Origin of the sequence: Streptomyces sp. NPDC002088, from assembly GCF_040296605.1 — a bacterium.
GTDB lineage: Bacteria > Actinomycetota > Actinomycetes > Streptomycetales > Streptomycetaceae > Streptomyces.
Map to the genome: position 1 here is coordinate 71,907 of NZ_JBEOXO010000004.1, position 18,652 is coordinate 90,558.

The window sequence follows — 18,652 nt, forward strand, 5'->3', positions numbered from 1 at the left end:
TGGATGTCCGTACCACCGAGGCGCGGGTGTACGGCGAACGCGGGCGCGCGCGGCCCGCAGCGCAGGACGGCATACGCGGGGGCGTACGGCCGGACACGGACTGCGTCGGGCCGCCGGCGCGGACGGCCGCGCCGACGGGGGACGGGGTCATCTCCCGGCGGGCGCGCCGACCAGGGAGAGGGTGCCTTCGAGGTACGCGGCCCGGGAGGCGTGGCGCTGGATCTTCCCGCTGGACGTCTTGGGGATGGTGCCGGGGTGGACGAGGACGACATCGCGCACGGGCAGGCCGTGGGCCTCGCCGATCGCGGCGCGCACCAGGTCGGTGATCTTCTCGGCCTCGCCGGCCGCGTCCGGGACCACCTCGGCGACGAGGACGGGCCGTTCGCCTTCCACTCCGGCGTCGACGGAGAACGCGGCGGTACAGCCCGGCCGCAGCGCCGGGTGGGACATCTCGGCGGCGAGTTCCAGGTCCTGCGGGTAGTGGTTGCGTCCGTCGATGACCATCAGGTCCTTCAGGCGGCCGGTGACGAACAGCTCGCCGTCGCGCAGGAATCCGAGGTCGCCGGTACGCAGGAAGCGTCCCTCGCGGCCGGCCAGGGTGGCGCGGAAGGTCTGGCGGGTGGCGAGGGCGTTGCGCCAGTAGCCCTTGGCGACGCCGGCGCCGCTCACCCAGATCTCGCCGGTCTCCCCCTCGGGCAGCTCCTCGCCCCGTTCGGCGTCGGCGATGGCCACCGTCACGCCCGGGCCGGGGCGGCCGCATCCGACGGCTGCCGCGTCGGCCTCACCGGCGTGCGGTCCGGAGTCGGCGGCGGCCAGGAGGGTGGGCGGGGCGTCGACCGTGCCGCCGGTGACCATCAGGGTGCCTTCGGCGAGGCCGTAACAGGGGTAGAAGGCCGCACGGCGGAAGCCGGCCCGGCCGAAGGTCTCGGTGAACCGGCGCAGCGTGGCCGCCCGCACGGGCTCGGCGCCGTTGAAGGCGACCTTCCACGAGCCGAGGTCGAGGCCGTCGAGGAGTTCCGGGGTCGCGTGCTTCAGGGCCAGCTCGTAGGCGAAGTTGGGGCCGCCGCTGGTGTGCGGGCGGTAGCGGCTGACGGCGGTGAGCCAGCGCGTGGGCTGCTGGAGGAAGTGCAGCGGGGAGAAGAGCGTGGCGGTGACTCCGAGGTACACCGCGTTCAGAACAGGACCGATGAGGCCCATGTCGTGGTACACGGGCAGCCAGCTGACGAACATCTCGTGGTCGTACTCGTCGATCACGTCCGGGGTGTGGCCCATCAGTTCGGTGATGACCCGCTCGTTGTCGAGCAGGTTCCCGTGGGTCACGACCACGCCCTTCGGGGCGGAGGTGGAACCGGAGGTGTACTGGAGGAAGGCGACCGAGTCGGCGCCGAGTTCGGGCTCGAGCCAGGCGTCAGCCGCGTCGTCGGGGATGTCCTCGGTGACGACGCAGGTGAGGTCGGCCAGTTCGGGCAGGTGCTCCGCCATGGCACCGAGGGCGGCGATCACTTCGCGGCCGCCGAGGATCACCTTGGTGTCCGCGTCCGCGATCAGCCGCTTCATCCGGGTCAGGGCGCGGTGGTTGTGCGCTCTGCCCTGCGGGGGCACGCCCGGTACGGCGGCCACGCCGGCCGAGAGACAGCCCAGGTAGCCGCAGATGAACTCCAGGCCGGGCGGATAGAGCAGCAGGGCGCGGGAGCCGGCGAGGCCGCGTTCCTGGAGCCAGGCGGCGACGGCTCGGGAGCGGCGGGCCAGGCGGGCGTAGGAAATGTCCCGTGTTTCTCCGTCACAGTCACCCGTGACGAGGTAGCGGTAGGCGATGCGGTCCGGCTGTTGCGAGGCGTGCGTGGTCAGGACATCAACCAGGGAACGAGCCATGTGACGAGTTTCACCTGTCCGGGATCAGAAGAAAGGGAACTGGAGTTCGAGAATCGCGTGCTGCTGATGCGCAGAATTCGCGTTCGGTCCGGCCCCCTTGCCGGACCGTCCACCTCGACGACCCGCCCGAGAAGTCGCGGCACTACGGCCACCTACTCCTCGCGTCCCCCACTCGGCTTGCTACCAACGGGTAGACCATAGCAACTCTGTTCGTCCGACAGGCCGAACGCATGTAAACCCTGAGTGTCCAACGGAGTTGGCCGCGAAGTGGACTGATTGCATCCTGAACTGCTGCCTTGCCGTCAGAACTCCACAGGGTCCCGCACGATCGGACACGTCATACAGTGCCCGCCGCCCCGCCCTCGCCCCAACTCGGCACCGACGATGGTGACCACCTCGATACCGGCCTTGCGCAGCAGTGTGTTCGTCTGGGTGTTGCGGTCGTACGTGAACACCACACCGGGTTCCAGGGCGACCGCGTTGTTGCCGCTGTCCCACTGCTGCCGCTCGGAGGCGTAGACGTCCCCGCCGGTCTCCACGACCCGCAACTCCGGCAGGCCGAGCGCCTTGGCGACCACGTCGACGTACGAGGCCGAGCCCTCGTCGGTGATGTCGACGCCGGGCGCCTTGTCCGAGGGCCGCAGGGAGAAGGCGTGGACGGCCTCCATGATGGTCGGATACAGCGTCACCAGGTCGCGGTCGGCGAAGGTGAACACGGTGTCCAGGTGCATCGCGGAGCGCAGCTTCGGCATGCCGGCGACGACGACGTGCCTGGCGGCGCCCCGGTCGAACAGGGCCTTGGCGACCTGGGTGATGGCCTGCCGTGAGGTGCGTTCGCTCATCCCCATCAACACGACACCGTTGCCGACGGGCATGATGTCCCCGCCCTCGAACGTCGCCTGCCCCCAGTCGAGTTCGGGATCGCCCCACCAGACGGTGGAGTCCACGAAGTCGGGATGGAAGGCGTAGATCGCCTTCATCAGCAGGGTCTCGCCGTGCCGGGCCGGCCAGTACAGCGGGTTGAGCGTGACGCCGCCGTACAGCCAGCACGTGGTGTCGCGGGTGTAGAGGGTGTTGGGCAGCGGGGGCATCAGGTACTCGCGCACGCCGGTCGACTCGCGGGCGAGGGTGACGTAGCCGGTGCGGTACTCGTCCGGCAGGTCGGCGGTGGCCAGGCCGCCGATCAGGAACTCGGCGAGCCGGCCCGGTTCGAGGGTCTCGAGGTAGGCGCGCGTGGTGTCGATGAGGCCGACCCCGACCTCGTTGGCGGTGATCTTCCGGTCGAGGAGCCAGTCCCGGGCCTCGGGGATCGCCATGGTCTGCGCGAGCAGGTCGTGCAACTCGACCACGTCGACGCCACGTCCGCGCAGCTTGTTGACGAAGTCGAGGTGGTCGCGCTGGGCGTTCTCCACCCACATCACGTCGTCGAAGAGCAGGTCGTCGGAGTTGGTGGGGGTGAGCCTGCGGTGGGCGAGCCCAGGGGCGCAGACGAGCACCTTGCGCAGCCTGCCGACCTCGGAGTGGACGCCGTACACGGGGCGGGTGTCTTGACTGGTCACGGTGCACCTTCCGGGGTCAGAGGCTGATCCAGCCCAGGGCCAGGGCGACGATCCCGACGGCCGCGCCGGCCACCGACACGGCCAGGACGACGAGTTCGTGCGGCGAGAACAGCCGCCTGCCCTGCTCCCTGCGGGCCATCACGAACAGGGCGGTGGCGGGGGCGTAGATGATGAAGGAGACGAGGAGGAACTTCAGGCCGGCCGCATAGAGGAGGAACGCGGTGTAGATGGTGGCGAGCGCGGCGACGAGCAGCTCCCCGTCCCTGCCCCCGCCCCGGTCCCCCAGCCGCTCCACTTCCCCGCCCTCCCCCTCCCCGCGCGGCCCGCGGGCGAGCCCGACCTGTACGGCGAAGGCCGCGGCCAGCAGGAAGGGGATCAGCGTCAGCGCGCTGGTCAGGTCCAGCGCGAAGTTGAACGCGTCGTCCGAGAACAGCGTCACGATCAGGAAGAGCTGGCTGAGCAGGGTCGACATCACCAGAGCGGGCACCGGCACGTCGGCCGCGGTGGAGCGCTTGAGGAACCGCGGCATGTCGTCGTCCTTGGCCGCCACGAACAGCACCTCCGCGGCCATCAGGGTCCAGGCGAGATAGGCGCCGAGCACGGAGACGATCAGCCCGACGCTGACGAAGACCTCGCCCCAGGTGCCCACCGCGTGCTCCAGGACGCCGGCCATGGACGGCTGGCGCAGTTCGGCGATCTCGCTCATCGGCATCAGGCCGTACGACACGATGGTCACCGACGCGAAGATCGCGAAGACGCTGAGGAAACCGAGAACGGTGGCCCGGCCGACGTCCTCGCGGCGACGGGCGTGCCGGGAGTAGACGCTGGCCCCCTCCACGCCGAGGAAGACGAAGACGGTGGCCAGCATGGTGCCCTTGACCTGGTTGAAGAGCGATCCGGCGTAGTCCGCGCCGGCGAAATTGTCGGCGAAGACCCGGGGTTCGAAGTAGAAGAGCGCGAGGACGACGAAGACGATGATCGGCACGACCTTGGCGATCGTGACGATCCGGTTGATGGCCGCCGCCTCCTTCACCCCGCGGCTGATGAGCAGGAAGAACAGCCACAGGCCCACCGAGGAGAGGACCACGGCGAGCACGGTGTCGCCCTCGCCGAGGGAGGGGGCGATCGCGCCGATCGTCGACATGATCAGCACCCAGTACGTCACGTTGCCGACGCAGGCGCTGGCCCAGTAGCCGAAGGCCGAGAAGAAACCGAGGTATTCGCCGAAGCCCGCCTTGGCGTAGGCGTACACGCCGGCGTCGAGATCCGGCCGGCGCACCGCGAGGGTCTGGAAGACGAAGGCCAGCATCAGCATGCCGGTGCCGGCGACAGCCCAGGCGATCAGCGCGCCGGCCACGCCCGTCTCCTGGGCGAAGCGGCTCGGGAGGGAGAACACACCCGCCCCGACCATGGAGCCGACGACCATGGTCGTGAGGGTCGGCAGGCTCAGTTTCGCGGCAGCCACGCCAGCGACGCTAACCCTGAAACCTCCCGAATGCCCGACCGAACTGCCCCAAATGCCTGATACGCGAATCAGTCCTATGGTGCTGATATGGAGCACGCACTCAGTCCCGCGACCCTCACCGAGCTGCGCCGGCCCCGCCCGTACCCGGCGGTGTCCGTACTGACCCCGACGCACCGGCGCGAGCCCGACAACACCCAGGACCCGGTCCGGCTGCGCAATGTGCTGGCCGAGGCCAAGCGGCAGCTGGAGGCTGATCCAGCGGTCACCCGCGAGCGGCGCACGGAAGTCGTCGAGCAACTGGACCGGGCGCTGGCCGAGGTCGACCTGGCGCACGCCGAGGACGGCCTGGTGATCTTCGCCGCCCCGGGTGAACACCAGGTGTGGTCGCTGGCCCGCCCCGTGCCGGAACGGGTGGTGCTCTCGGACACCTTCCTGACCCGCAACCTGGTCTCCGCGCAGGCCGCCGAGCGCCCCTTCTGGGTGCTGTCGGTCTCCGCCGGCCGCGTGACGCTGTGGAGCGGCGGCGCCGAACGCGTCACCGAAGAGCACGTCGGCGGCTTCCCGCTGACGCGGAGCGCCGAGAACTTCGACGCGGAGCGTCAGGAGCAGATCGGCGACCTGCCCAGCACTTTCCGCGACGAGGGGACCCGCCATTTCCTGCGCGAGGCGGACACGGCGATGAGCAAGATCCTTCGGGACGATCCGCGGCCGCTGTACATCACCGGGGAGCGGGCGGCGCTGTCCCTCCTGGACGAGGCCGGCGGCGCCACCAGCAGGAACGCGGTGCACATCCCGCACGGCGGTCTCGCGAACGCCTCCCCCGACGCGGTGTGGCAGGCCGTACGCCCCATCCTGGCCGCCGAGGACCGCAAGAACGTGGACACCGTGAGCCGGGAACTCGTCACCGCCCGCGGCCGGAAGGAGTTCGCGGCCGGGGTGGACGAGGTCTGGCAGAACGCCCGGGAGGCGCGGATCCGGCTGCTCGCCGTCGAGGAGAACTACCGCGTCACGATGCGCGACGACGGCGACCATCTGATCCCGGCTTCGAGCGGCGACCTGGACGCCCGCGACGACATCGTGGACGAGATCGTCGAGCAGTGCCTGGAGACGGGCGCGGACGTGCGCTTCGTACCGGACGGCACGCTGGGTGACGCCCAGGGGATCGCGGGCGTGCTGCGGTACTGAGGCCCTGCCCCAGGGGCCTCTTGACGACCATGAAACCCTGGTCGGCGTGGAGTCGCCCGAGCCGTCCCGCTTCGAACCGCCCGCGGACTTCGGTCCCGGTGCCGTGTTCGTGTGCACGGCCGCCGTCCCCGCCGCCTGCCGCCCGCCGGCGTCGCTCAGCCGTCTGGTCGCCTCCCTCCCCGGTCTGCACCGCATCCCCAAGCCTCGGCCCTGCCGGGCGCCGTCGGCTTCGACGAGTCGGGCATGTGCGCGCGGTGCGACGGCCAGGAGGCGTTCTCCCTGCCGTGGCGCCATGTACGCAGGCTCGACGTCGGCCGTCCCCCTCCGGGCCGGCTGCGGCTGTGGGTGGTCGGCGATGCGACGGCCGAGGGCGTGGAACCCCTCTCGGCATGGCGGCGGACCAGCGAGGGGGCCGTCCTGCAATGTCCAATGTCCGCTCGGCGAGGGCGGAATCGACCGGATCGACGTATGTGAGGCCCTGCGCCGGCTCGCTCCGCCGGGTGTGCGCGTGGGGCTGGGAAAGGAGCCGACGGATCGTGTCTGAACTGCTGGGGGTAGCCGTCCTGGGTGCCGGCCACATGGGGGCCGACCACATACGACGCCTCGATCAGGTGGTGAGCGGCGCGAGGGTGGCCGCCGTGGCCGATCCCGATGCGGGCCGGGCGAAGGAGGCGGTGGCCGGGCTGGACGGCGTCTGCGTGCACACAGAGGTGGAGGCCGCCCTCGACGCGCCGGGGGTCGACGCCGTACTGATCGCCTCGCCGGGTCCCGCGCACGAGGAGGCGCTGTTCGCGGCCTTCGCACGCGGGCTGCCGGTGCTGTGCGAGAAGCCGATGGTGCCCGATTCCGCGGGAGCGCTACGCGTGGTGGAGGCGGAGGCGCGGCTGGGCCGACAGCTGGCGCAGATCGGGTTCATGCGGCGCTACGACGCCGAGTATCGGCGGCTCAAGTCCCTGCTGGACAGCGGACGGTTGGGGCGGCCGCTGATGCTGCACTGCACCCACCGCAACGTCTCCTCCCCGCCCGGCTTCACCAGCGCCATGCTGATCAACAGCTCCGTGTCGCACGAGATCGACGCGGCCCGCTGGCTGCTGGACCAGGAGCTGACCGCGGTGAGCGTGCTGCGCCCCCGGTCCGCCTCGGGTGCTCCCCAGGGCCTGCTCGACCCGCAGTTCGTGCTCTTCGAGACCGACGGGGGCGCCCTGGTCGACGTGGAGGTCTTCGTCAACTGCGGCTTCGGCTACCAGGTGCGCTGCGAGGCCGTCTGCGAGGCGGGCAGCGTCCGGATCGGCGAGGAGCACACGATGGCCGTGACGGCACGGGGCAGCGCGAGCCAGGACGTGCCGCAGGACTACCTCGTGCGGTTCGCGGACGCCTACGACCGTGAGGTGCAGGCATGGGTCGACGCGACCCGGCGGGGGCAGGTCACCGGCGCGAGCGTCTGGGACGGCTACGCGGCCTCCGTCGTCGCCGAGGCCGGGGTCCGAGCGCTGGAGAGCGGCGGCCGGGTGACCGTCGAGCTCGCCCCACGCCCGGACCTGTACGCGGGGGTGAGCCGCTGACGCTCGACGCGGTTGAAGCCGACCAGCTCGTCGGCCGCCGCGGTGACGTTCACGGTCACCTCGAAGGGTGTGGTGCGCACTCACGCAGGGCGGAAGAGGGCGCTGAGGCTCTTGTCGACGGCGGCGGCGAGGTCCTCCTCGCCGGGCGCCACGACCGCGTACGTCCGGAGCAGGAAGCGGCGCAGCGCCGGGGTGTCGAACTGGAGGAGGGCCATCCCGTGGGGCGAGTGGAACTCCAGGACCGTGCGGTCCCGACCGCACGGCCAGATGTGCACGTCACCGCTTCCGGACGGTCCCCGCAGCCCGGCCTCCAGCAGAGTGCGGCCGAAGGTCCAGGTGGCCTCCTCGCCGTCGAGGGAGACCTCGGACGGGAAGTCGACGTGCACGGCGAGCGGGTCGGCGTCGGTGTAGCGGAAGGTGGCGGGGACGGGAAGCTCCTGCTGCTCCGCGGTGATCAGGCGGCCGTGGCTGAGCTGCTCGACGGTGACGTCCATGGTCGGTCTCCCCCGGGTGAGTGGCGGTCGGTCGGCATTGCCGTGTTGTCTTTACGACCTCGCACAGGGCCTTCGCATTACGCAGAACCGACAACAATTTGATGTGACCTGCGTCACTCGGGACGCGGTTCACCCACGTCATAGAACACAGAGACGTCGAACATATGGATTGGCGCGATCCCCTAAGCCTCGACGCTCCGTCAAGCCACGTAGGCCACCTACGACTCGCACCCGCCGGTGACGTACATCATTCACCCTGCACAACCACACCATAAAGACTGTGGCATATGCCAGAAGCACCACCGGATCGAGTGTTGCCAAATCCCTTACACGGCGTCGCGGGCTGTGCAACAGTCATAACGGTCCTTCCGTCAGCCTTGGTCGTACCGTCCCCGCATCGGAGTGCGTCATGCCGTCCCATCTCTCTGCGGACCGCCCAGCCGCCCAGCCGCCCGGACGCGGCTCGGTCGACGCGCTCATATCGCAGACGCGACACCTCAAGGGCGAGGTGGACGCCGTACGGCGGGATGCGCAGAGCGACGGATCACACCCGGAGGGACGCTGGCAACGCGCGCTGTGCGACCTGGCGCTCCATCAACTCAGCGACCTCGACGCGCACTTGGCACAACTGCGCGACGGTCCACCGCCCGCGCCCACGGCGTCCGAGACGGTGTCCTTCCCCCAGCCCGCCGCGGACGCCCCCCAGCGTGACTCGCTGCTCAGCCGGGTCGGCAGCGCGGAGTGGAACCTGCTGACGGACGAGGCCAGTTGGTCCGGTGAGCTGTTCCAGATCCTCGGCCGGGACCCGGCCGCTCCTCCGCTCACCCTCGACGAACTGCCGTCCCTGGTCCTCGACGAGGACCGGCCGATGCTGACGGCGATGGTCACGGACTGCCTCGTCGACGCCAAACCCATCGACGGGGAGTTCCGGGTCGTGCACCCGGACGGCGAGGTCCGGACCGTGCACATGATGGGCGAACCCGTGCTCGACGCCGACGGCAGCACCGCCTCGATGTGGGCCGTACTGCGGGACGTCAGCGCACTGCGGCGCAGTCAGCGGGCGGTGAGCGAGACCCGTGACTCGCTCCAGCGCCACCAGCACCGCGCACAGACCGAGCACCGGCTCGCGGTCGAGCTGCAGGAAGCCGTGCTGCCCCCGTGGCGCGGCTCCCTGCGGCTCCCGCACCAGGGCCCCCGGGCACTGGACCTGGCCGCCCACTACCTGCCCGCGTCGACGAGCACACTGATCGGCGGCGACTGGTACGACGCCCTCGAACTGTCCGACGGTGAGACGCTCCTGACCGTCGGCGACCTCACCGGACACGGCCCCACCGTCACCTCTGCCATGGCGATGCTGCTGGGTGCCCTGCGCGGCATGGCGATGGCGGGCACCCAGCCCGCCCAACTGATGACCTGGCTCAACCAGTTACTCGACGCCACCGTCCAGCCGGCCCTGGGTAGCGCGGTCTGCTGCCGCTACCGCGCCGACACCCGCACACTGCTCTGGGCCCAGGCCGGACACCCCGCCCCGCTGCTGTACCGCGGCGGGACGGGGCGCAGGCTCGACGCTCCGGACGGCGTGCTGCTCGGCGCCACCTCGGGTGCCGTCTACGGACAGGCCGAAGAGACCCTCGAGGTGGGCGATCTGCTCCTGCTGCACACCGACGGGCTGGTGCCCAGTCGATGGGGAGGAGCGGCGGCCGTGAACCGTCTCCTCGACCTGGCCCCACGCTTTGACGAGGCGCGCACCGCACAGGACTGCGTACGGATGGTCGTGGAGGAGTTCGGCGAGACCGACCGGCAGGACGACGCGTGCGTGCTCCTGGTCAGGGTGGCCTCGTAACAATCAATCAGGACAGCCGCGGGAACCCTTATGCCCGTGCGCTGTCGCCGCCCTTCGCCGTCTTCGGCAGCACCAGCCTGATCTCCTCCCGCAGCTCGTGGATCTTCGGGTAGCTGGCGTACTCGGCGGTGAGCCGGTACATCTGGCGCAGCCGGTCCCAGGTGCGGTGTGAGGAGTTCGAGCCCATCGACACCAGCGCGAGCCGGGCGTAGCGGTCCGCCTGTTCGGGGTCGTCCGCGATGAAGCAGGCGGAGGCCATGGACAGGAAGTCGAAGATCTTCGACCGCTGCCGTCCGTCGACCCGCAGGGCCAGGGCCTTCTCCGCGTAGTGCTGGGCGTGCACGGCCGCTTCCGGGTCGTGCTCGGCCAGTGTGCGGTAGGCCAGGGCCTGCATGCCGTACAGATCCTCCTCCTTGAACGTCTGCATCCAGTCCGGCGGCTCCACGTCGGCCTTGTCGGAGACGAACAGATCCTCCGCCTGTCCGAGGGTGCGGCGCATCGCCTGGCCCTTGCCCATCGACGCCTGCGCCCAGGCCTCGACGGTGTAGAGCATCGCCTTGGTGCGCGGCAGCACCTCTTCGCCGGCACCGGACTGGGCGAGCTTCATCAGGTCGAGTGCGTCGTCGGGCCGGCCGAGGTGCACCATCTGGCGGGCCGCCCGGGAGAGCGCCTCTCCGGCGCGCGGCCGGTCACCGCCCTCTCTCGCGGCATGGGCGGCGATGACGAAGTACTTCTGCGCCGTGGGCTCCAGGCCGACGTCGTGCGACATCCAGCCCGCGAGGACGGCGAGGTTGGCGGCGACGCCCCACAGGCGCCGCTGGAGATGGGGTGGATGGTGGTAGGCGAGCATGCCGCCCACCTCGTTGAGCTGGCCTACCACGGCCTTGCGTTGCAGCCCGCCGCCGCGGGCTGCGTCCCAGGCCCGGAACACCTCGACGGAGCGCTCCAGTTCATCGACCTCCTGCGCCCCGATGGGGGCGGCCTCGTAGCGGTCGAACCCAGCGGGGTCGGCGTGCAGGGGGTTGTCGGAGTGAGGAGCGTCGGCAGACAGGGTCGGATCGGTGTGCAGCCAGTCGTACATGGCACTGCTGAGGGCGGATCCGGCGGCGAGCGCGGCACCCGCGCCCACCAAGCCGCGTCGGTTGAGCATGAGGTCCATTCCCGTGAATTCGGTGAGGACCGCGGCAGTCCGCTCGGGCGCCCACGGCATACCGTCGGGATGCTCCACGCTCCCGGCGCCCTGCCGTTTCCCCGCACGCCCGTGCCGGACCAGACCGAGGTCCTCGATGGTCACGACACGGCCGAGACGCTCGGTGAACAGGGCTGCCAGCACCCGCGGTACCGGATCGCGCGGGATCTCTCCCATGTCGATCCACCGCCGCACCCGGGAGGTGTCGGTCGAGAGCTGGGGGTGGCCCATGGCCGCCGCCTGCCGGTTGACCAGCCTCGCGAGTTCGCCCTTGGACCAGCCGGCCAGGCCGAACAGGTCGGAGAGGCGGGTGTTGGGTTCTCCGCTCACGTCAAGCCCCCAGGTTCTCGGCTGATTTGACAGTAGCCCGGTGAGAGTTGCCGGGCGACTATTCGCCAGGCTTCGCCAGGGTGCGCCAGATGGTCTGCCACTGGGCATCGGGTGTCAGGTAGGAATGCGCCACCCCGACCCGGTCGCCATCCTGACAAGGCGGACGCATTCCCCAGGGTGCACCCGGGCGGTCGGGCGGGGCAGCGCTTTGACGTCGCAGGCACACGAAGGGATCTGTTTCGCCCATGTACGCAGCATCGTCCTCCGTGTCCGCCCCGCCCCGGCCCCTGCACCCCCGCCCGGGCGGCAGCGGCCCCTACCTCGACCCCGCGCGGTCGGCGGCGGCCCCCGTCATCGGTGCGGGCCGGCCGCGGCGCGCACCGGGGATCGGCACGCAACCGCTCAGCGGGAGACTCGACTTGTCCGGCCCTCAGGGCGCCCAGCTGCGCACGGCGATCGCGTCGGTGCACCGGATCTGCCCGGAGTTCGCCCCGGTGCAGGTGCTGCGCCGCAGCGGGCGCTCGGTGCTCCTCGTCGGCACGACGGGACGCAGCACGGCCGTCGCCAAGTGTTTACTGGACCACTCCCCCGTGTGGGCCGAGCGGTACCGGCACGAAATAGCCGCGTACCGCACGTTCGTCCGGCACCGCCCCCCAGTGCGCGTGCCGAGACTGATCGCGGCGGATCCGGACAACTGCACCCTGGTCATCGAGCGGATGCCCGGGCGGGTGGCGGCCCTCCAGCGGCACCCGGCCGAGGCCCCGCCCCGCGCCGACATCCGGACGGCACTAGGCGCGATCTGCCGGCTCAACGCCTGGCGGCCGTCGGCGGGCACGTTCGACGCACCGCTGGACTACGCGGCGCGCATCTCCCGGTACCACGAGCTGGGGCTGCTCACCGACCGGGACATGGGGGACCTCCAGAAGCTGCTGCACGGCATCGCGCTCTCCTCGGGCCGGCAGGGCATGGGCCAGTTCTGCCACGGCGACGCACTGCTCTCGAACATCCTGCTCTCACCGGCCGGTCCAGTGCTGGTGGACTGGGAGCACGCGGGCTGGTACCTGCCGGGCTACGACCTGGCGACGCTGTGGGCGGTGCTCGGCGACTCGCTGGTGGCCCGTCGGCAGATCAGCCAGATGGCGCAGTCGGCGGGACCGGCGTCACGGGACGCGTTCCTGGTGAACCTGATGCTCGTCCTGACCCGTGAGATCCGTACCTACGAGACGGCCGTGCAGCGTTCGATGCACGACACGACCCCGGCGGCACCGGGAGTGGCTCCCCCGGGTGCTGCGCCGTCCGGCGAGGAACAGCGGCTGCTCCTACGGCGGCTGCACGACGACTGCCAGATGGCCCGGCGGGCCGTACGCGCGGCGGTCGGCACTCGCTGACGGGGATGGTGGTCCGCGGTGCGCCAGGAACAACGGCGCACCGCGGACCTTCGTCATATCCGCATGTGTCCACTGCGGCCATTGGTGTACGCCACTGACGCCCCGCAGGCCCGCGGCCCACCGCCACGAAACTCCCCGCACCCCCCGTTGACATGGGAAATCGCCTCCTTCTGGGCATGATTGACGGATCGTCGGAGAACCGGTAGCACTGACACGCCCGGCCCCGCACGGCTCATCGCGCTCAACCGTCCCTGGAGGCTGCATTGCGAGGATCCGCCACCGACCCCAACCGAGCCCCCGGGCACAGACGCGCGCGCAGAGCCGCGGGCGCCGTGGCCTCCGCGGCTCTGCTGCTGCCGCTGCTCGGCGCGGCCCCGTCCGCCGGCGCCACGGACTCCCCGGGCCCCCTCCAGCAGGCGTTCGCCACCGCGGCCGCCGAGTACCACGTACCGCAGAGCGTCCTCCTCGGCGTCTCCTACCTCCAGTCCCGCTGGGACACGCACGACGGGGCGCCGAGCGTCACCGGCGGGTACGGCCCGATGCACCTCACCGACGCCCGCACCGCGCTCGCGCGGGCACCGCACCACAGCGAGGGCACGGAGGACGCGCGCGGCGACAGCGCCCGCCCGGCCCTGCTCCCCGACACGAAGGTGCCGGAGAACACGGAACTTCCCGCCCGCCTGAAGACACTGCCGAAGGCGGCCGAGCTGACCGGTCTGAGCGCCGAGGAGCTGCGTACGGACCCCGCCGCCAACGTGGCGGGCGGCGCCGCGCTGCTCGCCGCCGCCCAGCAGGACCTGGGCGAACCGCTGAGCGACGATCCGGCGGACTGGTATGGAGCGGTGGCCCGCTTCTCCGGCGCGGACGACACCGCGACGGCGGCGGCGTACGCGAACGACGTGTACGACGTGCTGCGCGGCGGCGAGGAGCGCACCACGGACGCCGGGCAGCAGGTCGCCCTGGCCGCACAGCCGGAGCTCACCCCCGACACCGCGCAACTGGGACGGACGGGCCTGCGCACGGCCTCCGCCGACGGCACGGAGTGCCCGAAGTCGGTGTCCTGCGAGTGGATCCCGGCGCCGTACGAGGAGTTCGGCGACAACGACTACGGAAACCACGACCTGGGCGACCGCCCGGCCTCCCAGAGCATCAAGTACATCGTCATCCACGACACCGAGGGCACCTGGGACGGGGTCCTCAACCTGGTGCAGGACCCGACCTATGTGTCGTGGAACTACACGCTGCGCTCCACCGACGGCCACATCGCCCAGCATGTGAAGGCCAAGGACGTGGCCTGGCACGCCGGTAACTGGTACGTCAACGCCAAGTCGGTCGGCCTGGAGCACGAGGGTTTCCTCGCCTCGCCGGACGCCTGGTACACGGAGGCGATGTACCGGTCGTCGGCGCGCCTGGTGAAGTACCTCGCCAAGAAGTACGACATCCCGCTGGACCGGCAGCACATCCTCGGCCATGACAACGTGCCCGGCCCGACCACCGGGACCGTCCCGGGTATGCACACCGACCCGGGCCCGTACTGGGACTGGCGGCACTACTTCGAGCTGCTCGACCACCCCTTCAAGCGCACCGCCGGAAAGAGCGGCGGCCTGGTGACCATCCTGCCTGACTACGCGGCCAACCAGCCGGTGTACACGGGCTGTGTGACCAGCGGCGAGCCGTGCGCGGCCCACGGTTCCGGTGAGGTGCGGCTGTACTCCGACCACGACGAGAGCTCGGCGCTGATCAAGGACATCGGCCTGGGGACGACGCCCACCACCGGAGTGAACGACCTGTCCTCGCGGGTGTCCACCGGACAGCAGTACGCGGTCGCCGACCGGTGGGGCGACTGGACCGCGATCTGGTACCTGGGCCAGAAGGCCTGGTTCAAGAACCCGAAGAAGCAGCCGACCGCGGTGAACGCGGCCGGTTTCGTGATCACGCCGAAGGACGGCCTGGACAGCGTCCCCGTGTACGGGCGCGCCTACCCGGAGAAGGAGGCCTACCCGACGGGCGTACCCGCCCAGACGGTGTCACCGCTGCCGTACAAGGTGCTCGCGGGCCAGAGGTACGCGGTCGGCGACGAGGTGCCGGGCGAGTACTACTACGCGGTCACCTTCACCACCGACTCGCACAAGGTGGTCGTCGGCACGGACCTGTACTACGAGATCCAGTACGGCCACCGGGTGGAGTTCGTGCGCGCCGCGGACGTACAGCTGGTGCCGTCGGCCGCCTAGCGGCCGCCTCAGCCCTGCTGGAAAAGCTCCGCCGGGAGCGGCTTCAGCAGGGCGTACAGGTCGTCGGTGATGGGGCGGTCCCAGGCGGCGATGGTCACCAGGACGTTGTCGCTGCGGTCGAACTGCACGCAGGAGATCCTGCCCTCCGACAGCTTCAGCCGGCGCACGATCAGGAGGTTGTCGCCCTGCATCACGGGCATGTCCTCGGTGCCGACGACGGTCACCTCCTCGTCGTTCTCCAGCGCCAGCAGCAGCTGGGCCACCTCGAAGGGGACCTCTCCCTCGGCGACCTCCCGGGCCGGTGAGCCCTCGGGCAGATTGCCGATGATCATCGCGGGGCCGCGGCCGCCGAAGAGGTCGTAGCGCAGGAAGACACCCTGGCAGCTGCCGTCGGGGGCGGGCAGCAGGCCGGCGCCCAGATTGCCGGGCCAGTCGCCCGGGTCCATGGCCAGGACGTCGAAGTCGGGCCCGGCGGGAGTGGCGCTGCGGCGGCGGAGGAACGACATGCGGCCATGGTACGTGCCCGGGCGTGTTCGGCGGCGTGCGGGAGGCGCCCGGACGGGGGTACCGGTCTACGCCCGCGTCCGCTCCGTCAGGGCCGCCCCCAGTCCCGTGGGCTCCGTGCCGACCTTCCGGTAGACCGCCGAGAGCAGGCGGACGACCGTCTGCTCGTCGGTGTGCAGTTCCCCGGCGATCTCGGTCTCGGTGCGGCCACGGGCGGCCAGCGCCGCCGCGGTGCGTTCGCGGGCGGTGAGGGTGTCGGTCTCGGTGGTGTGGAGGCGGCGGGGGCGCAGTCCGGCGGCGGCGAGTCCGTCGCGGGCGGCCTCGGCGAGTCCGTCCGCGCCGCACTGCGCGGCCGTGTCGAGGCCGCGGTAGAGGTGTTCGGCGGCCTCTTGGGTGCGGCCGGTGCGGTGCAGCTCGGTACCGAGGGAGACCAGGGCGCAGGCAAGTTCGTAGGCGGCCGGGGAGCGCTCCAGGTGGGCCACGGACTCCTCGAGGTATTTGACGCGGGCGGAGCCCGCGGATACTTCGGCGGCGGTGCGCAGCGCCTGGCCGATCGCGGAGGGGGCGCCGAACTGGCGGGCGCGGGCGAGTGCTTCGAGGGCGGTGGCGACGGCGCGCTCGGGGTCGTCGTGGCTCTCGGCGCGGGCGAGGTGGAGCTGCCAGGGACACCAGGCGGGGTTGCGGATGCCGCGCGGGTCGAGGCGGCGGCCGGCGGCGGCCAGCTCGGCCGCCGCTTCCTTGGCCAGTCCGCGGGCGAGAAGCAGTTCGCCGTGCACGGTCTGGGCGTCGGGGAAGACGACGGCCGCCGGGAAGGGCGCCGAGAAGCTGTGGTCGTCGGCGGTCTGCGCGGCCTCGGCGACGCGGCCGCGGGCGATCAGGACCTCGATGAGGATGCCGACCGCGTACCAGTGGGCGGGGGTGCCGGGGCCGACGCGTTCGGCCAGTCGCAGGCCGGCGCGGACGAAGTCCTCGGCCTCGGCGAGCCGGCCGCGCCGGTAGCGGACGTAGGCGAGGAGCGTGTAGGCGAAGGAGAGGTGGGCGCCGCGCCAGCCCTGGCGTTCGAAGTCGGCGATGCCGGCGGCGAAGAGTTCCTCGGCGCGGCCCGGGCGGTCGGCGTACATGAAGGCGACGGCGACCAGGACGGGCACCTCGAAGCCGCGGTCGGGTTCGGCCCAGCCGAGGCCGCCGGCTAGGGCGCGTCCGGCGTGGTGGAGGGCGACGTGGGCGGGTTCGCCGCGCTGGATCGCGTCCCAGGTCCGCAGGCCGATGATGTAGCGCTCGGTGAGGTCGCGGCCCTTGAGCCGGTCGGCGAGCCGGGTGAGGCGGCGGGAGCGGGCGGGGTGGTCGGGTTCGTCGGCGCGGAAGGCGTCCCACATGAACTGTTCGGCGACCATGCGCAGCCTGACCCGGGCGTCGTCGGTGACGTGGATCTCGCGGGCGAGGGTGTCGGAGGCCTCGGCGAGGTGGTCGCTGTGGGCGAGGACCTGGGAGAGGCGGTAGACGATGTGGTGGCGCAGCTCGGGGTCGGCGATGGGTTCTTCGAGGGCGGCGCGCAGGTGGTTGACGGTGGTCGCCGGTTCGGTGAGCAGGGAGGCGCAGCCCAGTTCGTACAGGATGGCGGCCCGGTGCCCGGCGGTCGGGGGTTCGCGCAGGGCGCGGGCCAGATAGCTGCGGGCGGCGTCGGGGGCGCCGGCCCGGAGGGTCTCGCCGGCGGCGGCGCGCAGCTGCTGGACGACCCAGGGGTCGCCCTCGGGGTGCGTCTCCAGGAGGTGGCGGGCGGCTGCCGCGGGGCCCAGGCCCGCGTCGACGACGCACCAGGCGGCCTGGCCGTGCAGGGCGACGCGGAAGCCCGCGGGGATGGCCCGGTAGACGGCGGTGGCGATCAGCGGGTGGACGAACTCCAGGGTGCTCTCGCCGGTGAGGATACGGGCGCCGCGCAGGGCGTCGGCGGCGTCGGCGGCCTCCTCGTGGCCGAGTCCGGCGACGGCGGCGGCGAGGGCCTGGGGGATCTCGGTGCCGAGGACGGCGCAGGCCCAGGCGAAGCGGACGGTGGAGGCGCCGAGGCGTTCGAGGCGGGCGATCAGGCCGCTGCCCTTGGCGGCCGCGGCGAGGTCGCGCAGCAGGTGGGCGCCGTCCTCGGTCGGGTTGAGGCCGCGGTCGCGCACTTTGGCCGTCAGCTCGACGGTCTCGAACGGGTTGCCCGCGGTGACGGCCCAGCACTCGCGGCAGAACGCGTCGTCGGCGTGGCCGCCGACCGTCTCGCGCACCAGGCGGGCGACGGCGCCGGCGCTCAGCGGCTCCAGGTCGATGGGACGTCCGCCGGCGCGCCCGGGCAGCCGTCGGAACGACTCGGCGTGGTCGGGGAGTTCGTCGGGCCGGTAGGCGACGACGACCAGCAGCGGGAGTTCCTCTGCGCGGGGTGCGAAAGCGGCCAGCCAGCGCAGCGATTCGGGGTCGGCCCAGTGTGCGTCGTCGAGGAGGAGGACCATCGGGGCGCGCTGGACGGTGAGGTGGGTGAGCACCCAGTCCAGGCCGTCGCGCAGGCCCTGCTGGTCGGGCGGGGCGCCTTCGGTCGGGGCGCAGATGCCGAGTGCGGGCCCGACGATGTCGTACCAACTGCCCAGCGCGGAGCGCAGATCGGCCTCCGCCGCGCCCGCGAACTGCGGCTGGAGGAGCTGGCGGGCGACGTGGAAGGCGACGCGCTGCTCCTGGTCACCGCCGCGGGCGGAGAGCACGGTGCAGCCGCGGGCGACGGCGCGACGGCGGACCTCGCCGAGCAGGGTCGTCTTGCCGATGCCGGCGTGTCCGGCGAAGGCGAGCAGGGCGCCGCGCGGCCGGTCGGACGGTTCGGCGCCGTCCGCGCGCAGGCCGGTCAGCTCCCCCAACGCCTCGTCGACGGCGGCGAGTTCGCTCTCACGCTCGAAGAGGGTCCTTCTGCCGCGTGCGATGTGCTGCCCCATGATGCACCCCCTGCCACGGTGGTCCACCCGCGCGGGGAGCGGGCGCACACCATGACCTACAGGCAGCTCA

Annotated in this window: 12 protein-coding genes; 5 read left to right on the forward strand and 7 right to left on the reverse strand. The window is 71.6% G+C overall.

Going from position 1 to position 18,652, the window contains the following annotated elements:
- Nucleotides 1-147 precede the first annotated feature (147 nt).
- The 3 genes from ABT114_RS10230 to ABT114_RS10240 all read right to left on the reverse strand — a co-directional run bounded on the left by ABT114_RS10230 (nt 148) and on the right by ABT114_RS10240 (nt 4,857).
- On the reverse strand, nt 148-1,872 hold the full coding sequence (locus ABT114_RS10230; RefSeq protein ID WP_351140681.1) for a fatty acyl-AMP ligase: 1,725 nt from the start codon (nt 1,870-1,872) through the stop codon (nt 148-150).
- Nucleotides 1,873-2,174: 302 nt separating this feature from the next.
- Entirely contained in the window at nt 2,175-3,431 is a 1,257-nt protein-coding gene (locus ABT114_RS10235; RefSeq protein ID WP_351140683.1) for an arginine deiminase, read from the reverse strand.
- Between the two features lie 16 nt (nt 3,432-3,447).
- Nucleotides 3,448-4,857, reverse strand: coding sequence for a basic amino acid/polyamine antiporter (locus ABT114_RS10240; RefSeq protein WP_502988308.1), 1,410 nt, complete (start codon nt 4,855-4,857; stop codon nt 3,448-3,450).
- A gap of 126 nt (nt 4,858-4,983) precedes the next feature.
- Here ABT114_RS10240 and ABT114_RS10245 point away from each other — a divergent pair, with 126 nt between their 5' ends.
- Entirely contained in the window at nt 4,984-6,081 is a 1,098-nt protein-coding gene (locus ABT114_RS10245) for a baeRF3 domain-containing protein (protein ID WP_351140687.1), read from the forward strand.
- A gap of 536 nt (nt 6,082-6,617) precedes the next feature.
- Nucleotides 6,618-7,643: a Gfo/Idh/MocA family protein gene (locus ABT114_RS10250; RefSeq protein WP_351140689.1), complete on the forward strand. Its 1,026-nt coding sequence runs from the start codon at nt 6,618-6,620 to the stop codon at nt 7,641-7,643.
- A gap of 80 nt (nt 7,644-7,723) precedes the next feature.
- Here ABT114_RS10250 and ABT114_RS10255 read toward each other — a convergent pair whose 3' ends face one another.
- Nucleotides 7,724-8,137 (reverse strand): SsgA family sporulation/cell division regulator, encoded by a 414-nt coding sequence (locus ABT114_RS10255; protein WP_351140691.1) that lies wholly within the window; start codon nt 8,135-8,137, stop codon nt 7,724-7,726.
- A gap of 409 nt (nt 8,138-8,546) precedes the next feature.
- Between ABT114_RS10255 and ABT114_RS10260 the strand changes: the two genes are divergently transcribed.
- Nucleotides 8,547-9,980 (forward strand): PP2C family protein-serine/threonine phosphatase, encoded by a 1,434-nt coding sequence (locus ABT114_RS10260; RefSeq protein ID WP_351140693.1) that lies wholly within the window; start codon nt 8,547-8,549, stop codon nt 9,978-9,980.
- Nucleotides 9,981-10,008: 28 nt separating this feature from the next.
- Here ABT114_RS10260 and ABT114_RS10265 read toward each other — a convergent pair whose 3' ends face one another.
- Nucleotides 10,009-11,499 (reverse strand): DNA-binding protein NsdB, encoded by a 1,491-nt coding sequence (locus tag ABT114_RS10265; protein WP_351140695.1) that lies wholly within the window; start codon nt 11,497-11,499, stop codon nt 10,009-10,011.
- A 245-nt stretch (nt 11,500-11,744) separates the two neighbouring features.
- Here ABT114_RS10265 and ABT114_RS10270 point away from each other — a divergent pair, with 245 nt between their 5' ends.
- Both ABT114_RS10270 and ABT114_RS10275 read left to right on the forward strand, forming a co-directional pair.
- Entirely contained in the window at nt 11,745-12,887 is a 1,143-nt protein-coding gene (locus ABT114_RS10270) for an aminoglycoside phosphotransferase family protein (protein ID WP_351140697.1), read from the forward strand.
- A 263-nt stretch (nt 12,888-13,150) separates the two neighbouring features.
- Nucleotides 13,151-15,118: an N-acetylmuramoyl-L-alanine amidase gene (locus ABT114_RS10275; protein WP_351140699.1), complete on the forward strand. Its 1,968-nt coding sequence runs from the start codon at nt 13,151-13,153 to the stop codon at nt 15,116-15,118.
- Between the two features lie 8 nt (nt 15,119-15,126).
- Here the strand turns inward: ABT114_RS10275 and ABT114_RS10280 are convergent, their stop codons facing one another.
- A complete protein-coding gene (locus ABT114_RS10280) occupies nt 15,127-15,624 on the reverse strand; it encodes a hypothetical protein (protein ID WP_133913251.1) in 498 nt (165 codons plus the stop codon).
- Nucleotides 15,625-15,690: 66 nt separating this feature from the next.
- Complete coding sequence (locus ABT114_RS10285; RefSeq protein WP_351140701.1) at nt 15,691-18,582, reverse strand: ATP-binding protein; 2,892 nt, start codon at nt 18,580-18,582, stop codon at nt 15,691-15,693.
- Nucleotides 18,583-18,652 lie beyond the last annotated feature (70 nt).

Excerpts from the sequence above, each read along its gene's own strand:
- ABT114_RS10280 (WP_133913251.1), bottom strand. The coding sequence starts at position 15,624 with ATGTCGTTCCTCCGCCGCCGCAGCGCCACTCCCGCCGGGCCCGACTTC.
- ABT114_RS10245 (WP_351140687.1), top strand. The coding sequence starts at position 4,984 with ATGGAGCACGCACTCAGTCCCGCGACCCTCACCGAGCTGCGCCGGCCC.
- ABT114_RS10240 (WP_502988308.1), bottom strand. The coding sequence starts at position 4,857 with ATGGTCGTCGGCTCCATGGTCGGGGCGGGTGTGTTCTCCCTCCCGAGC.
- ABT114_RS10285 (WP_351140701.1), bottom strand. The coding sequence starts at position 18,582 with ATGGGGCAGCACATCGCACGCGGCAGAAGGACCCTCTTCGAGCGTGAG.
- ABT114_RS10255 (WP_351140691.1), bottom strand. The coding sequence starts at position 8,137 with ATGGACGTCACCGTCGAGCAGCTCAGCCACGGCCGCCTGATCACCGCG.
- ABT114_RS10270 (WP_351140697.1), top strand. The coding sequence starts at position 11,745 with ATGTACGCAGCATCGTCCTCCGTGTCCGCCCCGCCCCGGCCCCTGCAC.
- ABT114_RS10260 (WP_351140693.1), top strand. The coding sequence starts at position 8,547 with ATGCCGTCCCATCTCTCTGCGGACCGCCCAGCCGCCCAGCCGCCCGGA.
- ABT114_RS10230 (WP_351140681.1), bottom strand. The coding sequence starts at position 1,872 with ATGGCTCGTTCCCTGGTTGATGTCCTGACCACGCACGCCTCGCAACAG.